22 protein-coding genes and 4 tRNA genes are annotated in these 13,919 nt (G+C 45.4%); 18 read left to right on the top strand and 8 right to left on the bottom strand.

The features are described from left to right. The first annotated feature begins 2 nt into the window (after positions 1-2). From NFS35_RS13260 to NFS35_RS13235, 6 genes are all read left to right on the top strand, one after another. Positions 3-524: a hypothetical protein gene (locus NFS35_RS13260; RefSeq protein ID WP_251207602.1), complete on the top strand. Its 522-nt coding sequence runs from the start codon at positions 3-5 to the stop codon at positions 522-524. After that, a complete protein-coding gene (locus NFS35_RS13255; RefSeq protein ID WP_251207601.1) occupies positions 514-759 on the top strand; it encodes a hypothetical protein in 246 nt (81 codons plus the stop codon). Before NFS35_RS13260 ends, NFS35_RS13255 begins: the two co-directional genes overlap by 11 nt. Further along, the gene (locus NFS35_RS13250) at positions 753-1,049 is read left to right on the top strand and encodes an HNH endonuclease (protein WP_251207600.1); all 297 of its coding nucleotides are present in this window, start codon (positions 753-755) and stop codon (positions 1,047-1,049) included. The genes NFS35_RS13255 and NFS35_RS13250 overlap by 7 nt, the downstream gene beginning before the upstream one ends. 159 nt (positions 1,050-1,208) lie before the next feature. Then, positions 1,209-1,541: a hypothetical protein gene (locus NFS35_RS13245; protein WP_251207599.1), complete on the top strand. Its 333-nt coding sequence runs from the start codon at positions 1,209-1,211 to the stop codon at positions 1,539-1,541. 103 nt (positions 1,542-1,644) lie between these two features. Then, positions 1,645-2,481 (top strand): hypothetical protein, encoded by an 837-nt coding sequence (locus tag NFS35_RS13240; RefSeq protein WP_251207598.1) that lies wholly within the window; start codon positions 1,645-1,647, stop codon positions 2,479-2,481. 1,001 nt (positions 2,482-3,482) lie between these two features. Then, positions 3,483-3,935 (top strand): hypothetical protein, encoded by a 453-nt coding sequence (locus NFS35_RS13235; RefSeq protein ID WP_251207597.1) that lies wholly within the window; start codon positions 3,483-3,485, stop codon positions 3,933-3,935. A gap of 205 nt (positions 3,936-4,140) precedes the next feature. On the opposite strand, the gene NFS35_RS13230 is transcribed toward NFS35_RS13235, so the two are convergent. The 3 genes from NFS35_RS13230 to NFS35_RS13220 all read right to left on the bottom strand — a co-directional run bounded on the left by NFS35_RS13230 (position 4,141) and on the right by NFS35_RS13220 (position 5,598). Next, positions 4,141-4,569 (bottom strand): type II toxin-antitoxin system HicB family antitoxin, encoded by a 429-nt coding sequence (locus NFS35_RS13230; RefSeq protein WP_129174391.1) that lies wholly within the window; start codon positions 4,567-4,569, stop codon positions 4,141-4,143. 54 nt (positions 4,570-4,623) lie between these two features. Next, a complete protein-coding gene (locus tag NFS35_RS13225) occupies positions 4,624-4,803 on the bottom strand; it encodes a type II toxin-antitoxin system HicA family toxin (protein ID WP_129174389.1) in 180 nt (59 codons plus the stop codon). Between the two features lie 570 nt (positions 4,804-5,373). Next, positions 5,374-5,598 carry a hypothetical protein gene (locus NFS35_RS13220; protein ID WP_129177153.1) on the bottom strand — a complete coding sequence of 75 codons (225 nt, stop codon included), beginning with the start codon at positions 5,596-5,598 and terminating at the stop codon, positions 5,374-5,376. 342 nt (positions 5,599-5,940) lie between these two features. On the opposite strand from NFS35_RS13220, the gene NFS35_RS13215 reads away from it, so the two are divergent. The 12 genes from NFS35_RS13215 to NFS35_RS13160 all read left to right on the top strand — a co-directional run bounded on the left by NFS35_RS13215 (position 5,941) and on the right by NFS35_RS13160 (position 10,427). Next, on the top strand, positions 5,941-6,261 hold the full coding sequence (locus NFS35_RS13215) for an HIRAN domain-containing protein (protein ID WP_251207596.1): 321 nt from the start codon (positions 5,941-5,943) through the stop codon (positions 6,259-6,261). A gap of 11 nt (positions 6,262-6,272) precedes the next feature. Continuing rightward, positions 6,273-6,449: a hypothetical protein gene (locus NFS35_RS13210; RefSeq protein WP_251207595.1), complete on the top strand. Its 177-nt coding sequence runs from the start codon at positions 6,273-6,275 to the stop codon at positions 6,447-6,449. A gap of 69 nt (positions 6,450-6,518) precedes the next feature. Further along, the gene (locus NFS35_RS13205; protein WP_251207594.1) at positions 6,519-6,728 is read left to right on the top strand and encodes a hypothetical protein; all 210 of its coding nucleotides are present in this window, start codon (positions 6,519-6,521) and stop codon (positions 6,726-6,728) included. Then, positions 6,697-7,392 carry a hypothetical protein gene (locus NFS35_RS13200; RefSeq protein ID WP_251207593.1) on the top strand — a complete coding sequence of 232 codons (696 nt, stop codon included), beginning with the start codon at positions 6,697-6,699 and terminating at the stop codon, positions 7,390-7,392. The genes NFS35_RS13205 and NFS35_RS13200 overlap by 32 nt, the downstream gene beginning before the upstream one ends. Continuing rightward, on the top strand, positions 7,389-7,667 hold the full coding sequence (locus tag NFS35_RS13195) for a hypothetical protein (protein WP_251207592.1): 279 nt from the start codon (positions 7,389-7,391) through the stop codon (positions 7,665-7,667). Before NFS35_RS13200 ends, NFS35_RS13195 begins: the two co-directional genes overlap by 4 nt. Next, positions 7,667-7,813 carry a hypothetical protein gene (locus NFS35_RS13190; protein ID WP_251207591.1) on the top strand — a complete coding sequence of 49 codons (147 nt, stop codon included), beginning with the start codon at positions 7,667-7,669 and terminating at the stop codon, positions 7,811-7,813. Before NFS35_RS13195 ends, NFS35_RS13190 begins: the two co-directional genes overlap by 1 nt. Before the next feature lie 170 nt (positions 7,814-7,983). Continuing rightward, positions 7,984-9,090, top strand: coding sequence for a tyrosine-type recombinase/integrase (locus tag NFS35_RS13185; protein ID WP_251207590.1), 1,107 nt, complete (start codon positions 7,984-7,986; stop codon positions 9,088-9,090). A gap of 543 nt (positions 9,091-9,633) precedes the next feature. After that, positions 9,634-9,706: transfer RNA gene (locus NFS35_RS13180), tRNA-Lys, on the top strand. A 44-nt stretch (positions 9,707-9,750) separates the two neighbouring features. Continuing rightward, complete coding sequence (locus NFS35_RS13175; RefSeq protein ID WP_251207589.1) at positions 9,751-10,008, top strand: helix-turn-helix domain-containing protein; 258 nt, start codon at positions 9,751-9,753, stop codon at positions 10,006-10,008. A gap of 58 nt (positions 10,009-10,066) precedes the next feature. Next, a tRNA-Glu gene (locus NFS35_RS13170) sits at positions 10,067-10,139 on the top strand. Positions 10,140-10,143: 4 nt separating this feature from the next. Then, positions 10,144-10,216 (top strand) — tRNA-Glu (locus NFS35_RS13165). A 128-nt stretch (positions 10,217-10,344) separates the two neighbouring features. Then, positions 10,345-10,427, top strand: a tRNA-Tyr gene (locus NFS35_RS13160). A 212-nt stretch (positions 10,428-10,639) separates the two neighbouring features. On the opposite strand, the gene NFS35_RS13155 is transcribed toward NFS35_RS13160, so the two are convergent. The 5 genes from NFS35_RS13155 to NFS35_RS13135 form a co-directional block, all read right to left on the bottom strand. Beyond that, complete coding sequence (locus NFS35_RS13155; protein WP_251207588.1) at positions 10,640-11,095, bottom strand: hypothetical protein; 456 nt, start codon at positions 11,093-11,095, stop codon at positions 10,640-10,642. A 135-nt stretch (positions 11,096-11,230) separates the two neighbouring features. Continuing rightward, positions 11,231-11,407, bottom strand: coding sequence for a hypothetical protein (locus NFS35_RS13150; RefSeq protein ID WP_251207587.1), 177 nt, complete (start codon positions 11,405-11,407; stop codon positions 11,231-11,233). A gap of 12 nt (positions 11,408-11,419) precedes the next feature. Then, complete coding sequence (locus NFS35_RS13145) at positions 11,420-12,280, bottom strand: hypothetical protein (protein ID WP_251207586.1); 861 nt, start codon at positions 12,278-12,280, stop codon at positions 11,420-11,422. Between the two features lie 11 nt (positions 12,281-12,291). Next, positions 12,292-12,867 (bottom strand): transposase, encoded by a 576-nt coding sequence (locus NFS35_RS13140; RefSeq protein WP_251207585.1) that lies wholly within the window; start codon positions 12,865-12,867, stop codon positions 12,292-12,294. 261 nt (positions 12,868-13,128) lie between these two features. Further along, a complete protein-coding gene (locus NFS35_RS13135) occupies positions 13,129-13,506 on the bottom strand; it encodes a DUF4262 domain-containing protein (protein ID WP_251207584.1) in 378 nt (125 codons plus the stop codon). Between the last annotated feature and the right edge of the window lie 413 nt (positions 13,507-13,919).

Here is a 13,919-nt window from a genome sequence, read left to right as displayed (position 1 = left end):
AAATGGCAATGAAAAAATGTATGAAAGAGGTTTGGGTAAAGTTTGATAGCCGAGAGAGCTATTCAGAGAATGAAGAGAAGCTGTTTGAAATTTTGGATAAAGCGCCGGGGGATTGTGTTGTAAAGGTGTATGATGCAAGCACCAGAGGATGTAAAACATTGAGAGGACACAGCTTTGATGATAAACAGTTTTCTTTGCTCGTTGACTTTCTGGGGGAAGATAATGCGAAGTATCAGGAAAGAGAAATTGAAGTACAGCAGCCCAAACCGATGAAAGTACCTAAAGTCTTGCAGATTATTCCATGCAACGATGCTATGTATGCAGTTTATAACTGTGACGGTGGCAAAAAATACAAAAGCAAGGTACTTATGTGCGCTTTATGTGATGATGGGGAGATTTACCCGTTGTGCTTTGATAATTGGCTTGGAGTTTGTTCTTTAGTTGAAGCTGTCTATGATGTGGTCGGATATGAGTTAGAGGGCGGCGAGATATGGCAGGATGGAGGAAAGCTGGATGAACAATAATAAAACTATCAGTTTAGCGGATGTGCCGGAGTGTCCTGCTGCCGTCACAGCATTTTATGACCGATACCGGGAGCGGATCACTGGCATTAAGACCGAGCAGGAGCGAAGCGGTATTTTGCCGGATATGCAGCGAGATTTTGAAACAGAGGTAAGGCAGGAGCCGCAGAACCGGGATAAGCTGTCGGAGGTTTACCAGCTGCTAAAGTGGAAATGTTGTGAGGTGGTGCCATGGTAAAACATAGTGCGGAATACGAAAGATACATGAAAAGTGAAGCCTGGGAGAAGAAACGGTCTGAAAGGCTGGAACTGGATGATAACAAGTGTGTGATGTGCGGCCGGCCTAATGGGCTACAGAAAGACAGGACCACTCCCATACTGCAAGTCCACCACATCCATTATAAGAATCTGGGGCATGAGCCTATGGAAGACCTGATTTCTCTATGCCCGACATGCCATAAGAGGATACATAAATATTACAGCAGATTCAGGAATTGGTGCGACAAAGCGAGGTCACTGGGTTCATGACTGCTGCCCTGCTGCCAGAATAGGGCCAGTGGCAGCAGAGTTACGCCAGGAGAATGCCGCAAAATGCCAACAAAAAAGGAACTTGCCATTCAGACAAGCCCCCCCCGAACCTGATTAAATTATAAAAGGAGTGGTTTGCCGATGTCAAGGAGAAAGCGTGTGAATGATATAAACACAATGCAACGCCGTAGTTATGCGGAATACGGTATAGGGCACCAGCGTCTTGAAGAATTACAGAATGGATGCAGAACCGGGTTATATTCCCCTGAAGTCCTGAAAGCAGCTTGCACAGGGATAGAAATTGCTTCGAAATGGGTTCTGCTATCTGTCAGACAGGGCGCGTCTTTTGACGCTCTGGCGGTGCAGTGGGAACTTGGCCGGATAGAAAGACCGCCATTTTGCAGAACTGATTTTTATTCATATCGGCGGCGGTTTTTCGCCAATCTGGATAAGGAATTAAGAAAAATAGCCAGTGTCAGCAGCCATACATGAAAAGAGGGTGCTGCTATTCAGCGGCAGGGGTGCGGCGGAATTATCGGCAGGGGATATGCGGTTATTGTGTAACGTGGCGCAGTAACTACGGAAAGGAAATATTATGTTTTGTGTTATTCAGGAAGTGGAAGTAAAGACAGTTCCGGCAGGAGAGCCAAAGGGCTTTGTAGTGGATGAAACAAAGATTACATGGGATGGGGAAGGATATACCAAATACAGCTATCATTATGCCAGTGAACGGTTTGAACGCCCTATCAGGAAATCATACCGCATAAGCGTACATGAGAGTTACCGGGAGAATGGGAAAGTCAAGAAGAAACAGACCGTAATTTGTACAGTCGGGTATTATGATATTGTGGACTGGGGCGGTTGGATTGGAGATTTTATCACTGGGGGGCTGAAAGCGAAAGCGGATATACTGGGGCTTACAGAAGATGCGCTTTATGAATTAATTTATGGGAAATGGCAGCCTATTGTTGACCGGGTACTTGCAGAGTTTCAGCAGACAGAGGAACACAAGAGAAAAGAGGAAAATCGGCGCATACTTAACGAGCATAATCAGCGTGTGGATGCGTTCCGGGAAAAATACGGCGTGGATGGCGAATATTATAGCCGCTGCTATGATGTGTTCGGCAAATTGCGCAATCCTGAATACCTGAAAAAGATTAAGGCAGATTTTAAGGCAAGAAAAGAATATGAGCGCAGGAGCCGGGAGCAGTACCGTAGTTATTATGAGAATTTCCGTAGTAACTACGGAGGATATAGTGGCGGTAGTTATTGCGGTACTGCTGCCAGTAACTACAATGAAGCTGACAAGGCCATGCTGAAAAAGTTTTACCGCACATTATCAAAGGCATTTCACCCGGACAGCAACCCGGATAAAGACACAAGCGAGGAAATGAAGATGCTGAACCGCCTGAAAAGCGATTGGGGAGTATAGGTTTTTGTAACGGTTTTTCCCTGATTTTTCAGCAAAAGGCAGCAGAGGGGAAAATACATAAAATGCGCAAAAGTGCGCACAAAAAAGAGTTTTATTCGCTGAATGTTGCGAAAAGTGGAATAAAAAAGAGTTTTGTAATACGATAATGCGCAGGAGGAAAGTTCGAGAAAATTCGAGCAAAAAAAGAGTTTCTTTACACGATACACGTGCGAGAGGAAAAGTGCAAAAATGCACAGAAATGCACACCAAAAAAAGAAGTTTAATGACACGGTATAGGTGCAAGGGAAAAGCCTTGATTTTCCGGGCAAAACTGAATTAGTGGACACGATACGCGCGCAGGAGAAAAGTTACAAAAAGTTACACTAAAAAAGAATGTGCATCAAGACATATCGGACACCCTAAAAAGCAGATTACTAAAAAATACTAATATTCACCATATAGGGTGAGTGCCGGAGCAGATTGGCAGGACACCGGGGCAAGCTGCAGCAGTATCTTTTATTTTCTTAGTCCTTAAAAAGATATTGCAGATTCCGCATCCCCTAAAAGAGTATTCGGGGTTATCGGAGTCCATAAAAAGAGTATGCCGAGATTCCCAAGACCTTAAAAGGGCGGCGCGCAATCGGCAGTTCCGGCAGTCATAAAAAAGTAACCCGACATTTCCGATACCATAAAAGGGGCTTGTATCCTCACATTTCTTACACCCTAAAAGGGAGCAGAGAGCAGCCGGCAGAACCTAACAAAACCTAATATTTCCGGGGGTGTGGAACTTGTGAAAACCTGTTATTTCCCGGTACATAGAACCTGAAAGAACCTGAACCTTTAACCCTAAATATCCCTAAAGAATAGCTTTATAGTCCTGCCGCTCTCTGCAAAACTTAGTATTTCCGGGAATTATGCGCCTGCTGCCATATAGAGTTTTGCGGTGTAAATCGTACAAAACAGTACACAAAAAAGAGAACGGTTATTGTAACGGCACTATGCCGGGAAAGGATAGACGCAGTATGAGATTGAACGGTAAAAGAATTGTGGAAGTCATGGAGGAAAAGAGCCTGACAGAAGAAACGGTATGCAGCAGGATGGGGCTTTATCAGAAGTCTTTCCAGTGGATTGTAAAAGATGGCTTTGCATCCGAGGACGCAGCGGAACGGATAGCGGATGCAGTCGGCCTGACGGTGGGGGAAATCCTGCTGCCGGAAATCACTGGAAATGTGGAGAATGTGATTGAGTTCGTAAAGGACAGCGAGAGGGCAGCAGTCACTTTCTGCCAGGGGCGGTATAAGAGCCGCATTAAGAAACTGGCAGCAGAACGCCCGGAGGAATGCGAGATAGTAGCGGAGAATCAGGACGGCAGCTTGTGCGCACATATCCCGGTCGCATGGATAAAGATAAACCCTACAAAACAGCTTTCAGAGGAACAGCGGAGAGAGATAGCGGAGAGGTTCAAGCGGAAATAGTTTTAAATGCTTTGTAGTAGGGCTTGAAAAGGGGCAAATTCGGCTTGAAATGGCGCAAGGGTAGAAATATAAGGGTAAGAGGATAAAAGGGCAAAATAGGCTTTTAAAACGTGAATAGACAGAGAAAACCGCCCTTTGTACTTTGGCGAGTGTCGGGGCGGTGTTCTTGTCAGGTAAAGCATATTCTGTTTGGGACTGCTGCCATTTATAGTGATTGTACTTTTGTCAGTAGGGCATCCTGCAACACTTTTGAAAAGTTGATGCTTTTTTCCTCACAAAGAGTATTCAGCCACATGGGGATGCTTAAAGTCTTTTTTACTGCCTTGTCGCTGTGCTGCCTTGCGTATTCGGTCATATCCACCAGTACCATATTGACGAAAGCACTTTCCACAGCGGATTCCATTTCAAAATCTTTCAGGATGGCAGCAGGATTGATTTCGCCTAATGAACTGGGAGCCGGTAGGGGATCGCCGTCACGCAGAGCAGTAAACAGATGCAGGCCGCAGGCATCTTGAGCCATGCGCATAGCGTCCGCCACATTATCCCCAAAAGTTGCGAGGTTTCCCAAATCGGGGAAAATGACTGATATTTTGCCCTCTTCCTCATAGAAAACAGCCGGGTACACATAATTCATAAATCATTGCTCCTTTCCGTGTAATCTATATAATTTGCAAGGGGCAGGGGCTTGCTACAGCCCCGCCTGCTTGAGTATGGATTTAACAATACTTTTCGGGATGTCGCCGGGATGATTCGGAACGCTTACTTTTCCGGGCTTTGTTGGGTGTTTGTATTGGTAATGTGAGCCGCTTATATCTGACACGTACCATCCATCATCCTTTAGCATCCGGTCGGCTTCTCTGAATCTCATGTATGTTTCCTCCTTACAATTATATAATAACACGTATTTTACGTATTGTCAAGAGAAAAACACAAAAAATATACGTATTTTACGTAGATATTATATGCAGATACCGGGAAAGTATGCAGACTGGCAGCAGGACACAAAGGCATCCCTACAAATGGGGAAAGCGTAAAAGTGTGCTGTCCTGCTGCCGTTTTGCTTTTTATCAGACGTTACCAAAACACAGAACCGCCCGGCCAGTACCCGGAATTTTCCTGGAGCAGATTTGAAACCGGACAGACATAACCCCGATTTTCCGGGGGAATATATGCGGCTTTCCTCTTTTGGGATGAGCAAAGGGGGATCTGATTAGACCCCACCCTGAAATTATGGGATAGCCCCCGGCGGTAATTCCCCGATTTGAAATCGGCAAAATGACAAGGGCGGCTTTTCCGCTTTTCAGAATACCAACAGCAACACGCCACAAGCCCCTATTTTGGATTGTAACGGCGTGGGGCGGTTTCCTATCATTCAAGGCAGTACAAGCCCTGTATGGGGCAAATAGAGCCTTGCTAGAGTGCTTCTGAATGGCGGCGGTCATGCCTGCTTTTGATTGTCACGTTCCATAGTTTCATCAATAGCCCGGACAACGAAAGAGTTCATGCTTTCCCCCATAGTGGCGGCGTGTTCCTGAACTTTTGCCTTATCGCCTTTGGGGACTCTGATTCGGATATCCTCAACGGATTCTTTCAGATATTTTTCATTGGCTTTTTTCCGGGCTTCCGTGTAACCAGTGTATGTACTTTTTTTTTCATCTGACATAAGATGCACCCTCTTTCTTTTATACGTTCCAGTGGGGCGGCAAATTATAGATGCACCTTCTCCACTGTACAATGATATTATATCATAAGTCAATACATGTGTCCATGTGCATAATGCACAAATATTAAACACATGGGAACATGTAATTTTAGGTATTCTGTCAATGGAAATGTATGTGCCCATGTGCTATACTAATATCATCAAGAGATGAAAGGAGCAACACCACATGAAACAGATTACCAAAGTAAGAAAAACAGTTTGCGCAATGGCTAACCAATTACGGAAAGCCGGGTACTCTCTCAAAGAAGCCTTTAAAAAGCATGGCAGAGGGTAAAGCTGTCAATGACAGTGAGAGCCGCTGGGGTTAGCTTTGAGAACAGACAAGAGCGGCTGGCATTCCTGCAACAGTTCAAGCCGGAGGATTTGACCGTTACACTGGAAAGAGAAAAGGAAAACAAGTTTGATATTAACGCTATTCAGATAGTTGTACATATCAAGCCGATTCGCCGGAGAACAGTTATAGGGTATGTGCCTAAAGGACTGGCAAGGGAGCTTTCCAAAGTGCTTGATATGGGTATTCAGGTAACGGCTACTCTGATGCAGATTATCGGCGGTTATGGATGGAAAGAGAGTCTGGGCGCACTGATTAACATAGCGATATAAGGCGGTGGGATATGTTATCACTGGAAGACATGGCGGCGCTGACAGCCGCAGAGGGAAAGAGCCTGGGGGTGAACAGCCCGGAATTTACCAGGCGGCACAATGAGATTATGGCAATGGCTGACGATATGCAGAGCCGTTACAAGAAAAATGCTCCTACCAGTACAGCGAATACCGATAGGAGCGAGTAGCCCGGAAACCTAAGCAAATCGGGCATGGGGAGATTATAACATTTCCCCTGCCCGGAGTAAAGAGAGGATTTGAAAGAAATGCAGACAGTAAAGACAATATTTCCTAACGAGGAAACATTTCAGAAGATTTATGAGGAATGCCTTGAATCCATCCCGCAAGCAACTGAAGCCATTAAAAGCAGCTATGCAGAAATGGGCCTACAGTTCGGCAAATACATTGCAGCAACGGAGGAATGGATGTTCCATCATGCTAGAGCAGTTCCAGTATCCGATTTTTGAAGATGATATGGGCAGGGAGTTTATCACAGCCTATATAAATGCAGTCAACAATTTCTATGAAGAGGGCAAGAAAAAGAAAAACAGCGGCATCCGCTTCACGTCTGATATGGTAAAGGAATGGTATGAGCGGACGTACAACACAAAATGCGAGTTCGAGGAGGATATGATGTTCTTTGATATTTATACGGAAGATGCAAATAGGGCATGGCAGCAGGGCGTGAGGGCCGGGGGAGTGGTGGACATCCCCACTGATGAAGTAAAGATTTATCCTTGCTTTGCGGCGCATGAGCCGGAGAAGATGCAGAGGAAAGAGCGGTATTTCGAGGAAACCGGACTCCTGCAGTCACAGATTATCCTTGACAGCCAGGGCAATCTGGTAGACGGTTACACAAGCTATTTGGTGGCCAGGGCGCACGGCATCCAGTGTGTTCCGGTCCGGTACGGCAGACGGCAGATTGTGAGGGCATCCCACAAGCCCGGCGGCAAGCTGTATTCCTGGGAACTTCCGGGGATTCTCATTGACCGGGTATCTGCCGGGGACAGGGCGGTTGTGCGCACGGAGAGGGGCGTTAGAACGGTTATTGTAACGGCAGTCGAGGAATGCGCCGGGAATGGGCCGGAGCCGCTTAGAATGGTTATCAGGGTAAAGAGGAAAAAGCCATGATGCAGCGGCATGAGGTTATCAGGAAGATAATGCAGCAGTATGCAGAAAGAACACCCATAACAAAACGTGGAATAACGCTTTTGTATGATAGAGCAGCTTCGAGGGGATATAATTCCTTGCTTATCTTTATCGGGCTGAAAACGGTTATCTGCAAGAATTATCTCCGGGAAGAGTACACGCCACCCAACAATGACCCATTGATGGAAAATGTGGACGAGAGAATCTATATAGAGGACTGGGAATTTAGAGAAATCATGAAAGGAGGTGCTGCATAATGGCAAAGGGCAAAGAGCGGATGAACCTTGCAACGGAGATTTTAGGCGACATGAAAAGGCAGCTTGCCAGATACAGGGTTGCGCTTAGGAATTGTCGGAAAATAACTGCTGCAATTGCTTCAGGCAATAGCCCGGAAATACAATAAAAATTGTCATAAACTTGCAGCAGTTATTTGTAGACACTTCCTTATTATCTCACTGGCCGGGAATATCATCCAGGCAGCAGTATTGATTTTCAGGTAAAGGGAATAAGGGAACGGGCGGCGGCTTTTATGACTGCTGCCCTGTCCCGCATTATAGAAAGGCGGTGCTTATTATGGCAAGACTGGGAGCCGGGACAAGGAAACGTGCAGACGGCACACTGGAAAAGCGGTTTACCATAGATGGCAAGAGGTACAGCATTTACGGGAAGAATGCAAAGGAGATTTCACAGAAAGAACAGGAGATAAGGAAAAAGATTGAAGCCGGGATATACACGGATAACCGGAATCTGACGCTTGACCAGTATTTTGCTGAATGGCTGACCGGGAAGAGGAACGGAACAAAGGGTAACACCCTGAAAACATATAGAAGCTATTATTACAAGCATATATCTCCGCAGATCGGCGGCAGAAAGGTACAGCAACTTGAACGCAGGGAAATTTTGAACATGCAGAGGGATATTTCCGAGAGGTTGGCAGCAACTACCTGCAATGGGGTAATGAGGACATTAAAAGTAGTCCTGAATGATGCTGTACATGATGATATTATTCTCAAAAGCCCTGCGGATGGAATCAAGGCTTTAAAGGAGACGGACAAGGCTACGGAAACATACCACAGGGCGCTGTCAGAACAGGAGCAAAAGGACTTCATGCAGGAGATGGCGAAAGATTATTATTACGAGTTTGTTTCGCTTCTTTTATGCACGGGCATGAGGATTGGTGAAGCTGCCGCTCTGGCATGGAGCGATATCGACTACAGGCAGAATGTTATTCATGTAACGAAGACCGTCACTTTCAATGAGAATGGCACCATGGCAATAGGGAGCCCCAAAAGCGAAGCGGGGAAGAGGGATATTCCGTTAAATGATACAATCAAGGGGGTTCTGTCAGACCAGCGGAAAAAGATTGGGAATGTTCTGCCGATGAATGACAACAGGATTTTTGCATCCGTATATGGCGGCATAGTACATAACCACGCAATAAACCGGGCAATCAGTGACGCACTGGCCAGACTGGAAGAGCAGAGCAGACCAATGGAGCATTTCACAGCACACGCTTTAAGGGATACCTTTGCGACACGGTACATAGAACAGGGAGGGAGTCCCCAGACATTGAAGACCATCCTGGGACACAGCAGCCTTGCAATGACCATGGACTTATACAGCCACGTTTTGCCCAATACCAAACAAAAGGAAATGGACAATCTGAAAATTGTGGTATAGCAGCAGGGGCGGCATTGTGACCGCCCTTTTCGTTACCCCAATAATACCCCAATTTCCACCCCTTTTCCGTGGGGTAGACATTGAATCATGATAAACAAAGATAAAATGAAATAGAGGGATTGACATTAAATAAGTCCGATAGAATCAAGGTTTTTGAGCATGGCAATGAATAAAGATAAAAAATGATAAAAGGAACAACTTTATATTACCGGTATAATGACAAACGGACTGAACGGTGATATAGTGGTTACAGTAAATAAAAAGAGGACGGATAAGTCCGGAAAGGAAACGATCATGGCAACAGTTAATTTCGCTGCGAATGGTTTCGCAACAACTCTGGTTGTTTATTATCTGCATAGCGAACATTATGAGACACTGTTCAGTAAAGAAAAAGAACAGAGTCTGGTTAAGATGCGCTCATGCAAGGTAAGAAAAAGGCGAAAAACTGTGTGATGTTAGGGCAAGTCTTTAAGGAGGCTGCCGGGAATAGATCATAGCTTTCATGTACCGCTTATCTTAATTGAGGTAGGCGGTATTTTTTATGCTCCATTAGCTCAGTTGGAAGAGCACTCGACTTTTAATCGAGGCGTCATGGGTTCAAGTCCCATATGGGGCATATACCGCCTGGATATTTATTTCAAATAGCAGGAGGTGAGGATCATGGCAAATTTGCCAGTTATAGATATGGTAAAGACAGGGCAGAACATAGGCAGGCTGCGGAAGCAGGTGGGATTATCGGTAAGGGACCTGCAGGATATTTTTGGTTTTGCAACGCCGCAGGCTATTTACAAGTGGCAGCAGGGAGCTGCCCTTCCGACACTGGATAATCTGGTGGTGCTGGCAGCGGTTCTGCAGGTGCGCATGGATGATATTCTGGTTATAACAGATCCGGGAGCGCGGATACAGATCAGCGCATGAATGGAAGATAGAAAATAGAGATAGCAGCAAAAGAGCAGGTTGGAAATGCCTGCCATACGGTCCCCTAGTCTAAAGGTTAGGACACCGGCCTTTCAAGCCGGAGATATTGGGTTCAAGTCCCATGGGGATCATTAAGGCTCCTTAGTCTAAAGGTCAGGACGCCGGCCTCTCAAGCCGGAAATGCCGGGTTCAAGTCCCGCAGGAGCTATTGTGGCTATAGGACAGTGGCAGTCCGGCAGACTGTGGATCTGCTTACGGGGGCGCAAGATGTCCGGGGGACATCTGTTCTGCGCCGACCGAAGCGGAGCGTAGACCGATTCCCCCTGGTCACATTATGGATGGGTATGCCTAGCGGCGAGGGCAGCGGACTGTAAATCCGTCACAGAGAAACACCGCAGGTTCGATTCCTGCCCCATCCACTTTCCGTTTGCGTGTCCGAGTGGTTTATGGTGCCTCTACGTTCCACTCCGGTCGTGGCAAAGCGGATGTCCCCCGGACATCCTGCGACCTGCTAAGGTGGTGTGCGCCAACGCACCGAAGGTTCAAATCCTTCCGCAAACGCTCTTAACAAAGGATGGCTCATAATAGAAAAGGACCGGCGAGAACCGGTCCTAAATCATTGCATCCATTTTTATATTGTTAATAATTCATTTTGAAGATTGAGAAGTTCCTCCTCAGTCAGTCCGGTAACTTTCATAATTTTTACAATTTCCGTGCCGTCTTCCAGCAAAGCCTTTGCAATTTCTATGGCTTTTTCCCTTACCTTCTGGTTCGCATATTCAATTTTTTCCTTCTCATAAAGCTGTCCTAACTGTGTCATGTTGATGCGCCTCCTTATTTGATCCATGTAATCCCTGTTTATAAATTTGTCACTTGCAACTATCACGCCGGACAGGGTAAAAATCCGCTGCCCTTCGTCCGGTATCTGTTCAGCCAGGTCAACAACCTTTTCTAACATTTTCTGTTTCCCTTCAGAATCGGGAACTGTCAGGGGCAGAATGACAAGCGCCATCAAATCGTCGTCTGTAAGTACTGAGCCAGAATGGATTTTCTGCCGTATGGCGTTGAATACTGCCCTGCTGTCCATACGAGATAAGAAAACCTGCTTTGGACGCAGGGTAATTCGATATTTTCCTTGTCTCTCTGCAATAAAGTCATATGTTTCATCTCCAATATGCAAAAGCAGGGGAAATACATACCTCCCCTGCTATTATATCTGCTGCTATAAAATATCATATTCCTCAAAAAGCCTGTTCCTGAAATCCGGTTCTTCTAAAGCACGATTCAATTCGTCAGTACGGTTTTCAGAAAGAAGTATCTTGATTAAGGAAGCCATCTGGTTGCTGCCTTCTTCTCGCCCTAATTCGATATTTTCCCGGTCTCTTTGCAATAAAGTCATTGTGTGTACCTCTTATACAGTTACATTTTCATCCTGAAGATGAAGGAGTTCCTCTTCGGTGAATCCATATGTCTTCATGATTTTTACTATATCAATACCTTCGTTCAATAAAGATTTCGCCCTTTTTAAATCATTTTCCCTTACTTTTTGATTAGCATACTCAATCTTTTCCTTCTCATAAAGCTGTCCTAACTGTGTCATACTGATTCTCCTCCTTATCTGATCCAGATATTCCCTATTGATGAATTTATCACTTGCTACGATCACGCCGGAGAGGGTAAAAATACGTTGTTCCTCATCCGTTATCTGTTCTGCCAGATCCACAACCTTCTCCAACATTTCCTGCTTCCCTTCAGATCCGGGAACCGTAAGCGGCAGGATCACCAGCCGCATCAGGTCATCATCTGCCAGAGGGATGCCGGACTGGAGTTTGCCCTGAATTTCATCAAAGGCTGCCTCGCCGTCTATATGGGACAGGAAAGCCTGCTCAGTACGCAGGGTAAAACAGTTCGTTTCAAGCGTTGGCTCCGCGCTTTGTACATCGCTGGTGTAGATAACGATCAGGCGCAGGTTGAAGGTTTCATCTTCCTTAAAGTATTTTTCCATTATCCGTGCGATATAATTCAGGTATTTTATCTTATTCGCCTTTTTGTATACCGATTCATAATCTACAATCGCATAAGTGCCGTCTTCCAGCAGAAACAGGTTGTCAATGCTTTTCTCATTTGCAGCAATCTTCGGCAGGTCTGTGGGAAGCAGTGCCCTGATCGGCGGCAGGTCAATGCCATATGCCGCAAAACTTTTTTCTTTATAAGTCTGGCCGAGGATCTTAAATAAAATATCCTTATTCTGATAAACGATTCCTTCTGACATTATATTCCCCCTTACCTCTGTAATAAAGTCATATACTGGAGTTCCATATCCTTGTCCTGCTTTATTTCAGTTACTCTTTTATGGATTGCTCTGACCATCGGGCTGGAGGTCTGCTGCGCACAGGCGTCAGTGCTGTTTTCGACATAAGCCAGAAAATCCTTTATCTCATCATCCACATCATCCTTTTTACCCCTGGTGCTCAAAAATATCTCAGTGGTTTCATCACCGAGCGCCAGCGACAGATCTTCCAGACACCGGTTCTCAAAGGTGTAGATGTGCCGCCCGTCGGAAAATGGATCAAAGGTGCAGATAAAGATGATGTACGATTTCTTCAGCTTTGTGCATCTTTTTCCGGGGAGGATTATGTCCGAGTCGATATTGCACTGTAAATACCTTGCTTTTTTGAGAAGCTCCACATCTTTGCAGCACAGCATCTCAACAGAGTAAATGGTTTCCTGCCCATCATTGATGCAGGCATCTAAGCGGATGTCCCCGCTGTCAGGTGCTATGTCAGTGATTTTTTTGGTAACAGGGAACTCTGCCTTTTTAATGGGGACATTTAATATTTTTCCAGTACCATGCGGCATATTTCCGTGTCGCTCATTACTTTTTCAAATAAAAAATTGTCTGCAAGGTTCAGTTCCTGAATCGTGTTCGTTTTGTTTGCCATAAATAGCATACCTCTCTTTCTTAAATTATAGCATGATTCTGCCGTTTTGTCAGTTGCGATTTGAATTGTTTTACGGATTGCGAACAGAACCCGTATATAGAATAAGTACCCTGTAGCTGCCCGGATACTTGAAAAAAGCTGCCGTTTTTCAGACAGCTTTTTTCAGACAGCGTATTTCTCAGTTTTCAAACATTTCCAGTTCCTGATGCCGGTAGGGTTCCATGCAGTTTTCGTCTTCCGGAAAGCGGTTATGCTTATCCGGAATGATGAGCCGCAGAACGTCCCGCCCGGTTTCATGGACCTTCTTCAGCCGTATGCTGCAGTCCTCATAGATACCGGAAACCATATCGCCGTCATGGAAGGTCTCCCCGCCTTGTACCCGCATACCCATTGAGTTCAGAAGATAACAGATATGTTTCTGGGGAAGGTTCAGCACCATCTGGAAATCCGGGTGCCGGCATTTCTCCATTCCGTGTGTATGGGCATTGCAAAGGTAAGGATAGGGGCCGGGATCGTCAAGGATATAGTGTATGATCCAGTCAACATTTTTTCCCATAATGCCCTCCTATGCCGACAGCATTTCCAAAAACTGCTGTTCAGTCACAATGTCATTAACTTAAGGAATCTTTTACATTTGATATTGTAAAAGGTTCCTTTTTTCTGTATTTTTATTGTATAATGAAAGTAGATAACTGATGTATTTTCCCATAAGGCAGGTGATTTTATGAAGAATTCTCAAAAACATACCTGTTGTGATATCAGTTTGATCCATCAGGATGAATTCCATGATTTCTGCAGAAACGGAAATCAGGCATCCTTTACAAGAAACCGGAAGATGCCGTTAACGGATCTTATGTTTACTATGATAAACCGGAGGGGGATTACGTTGAGTCTGGAATTACGCAATTATATGAAAACCGCACACCCGGGAATGGAAATATCAAAGCCGGGCTATCTGAAACAGCGAAT

This window comes from Acetatifactor aquisgranensis (assembly GCF_943193215.1).
GTDB classification, from domain to species: Bacteria; Bacillota; Clostridia; order Lachnospirales; family Lachnospiraceae; genus Acetatifactor; species Acetatifactor aquisgranensis.
Note: the sequence above shows the minus strand (reverse complement) of the source record. Positions and strands in the feature narration are given on the sequence as shown.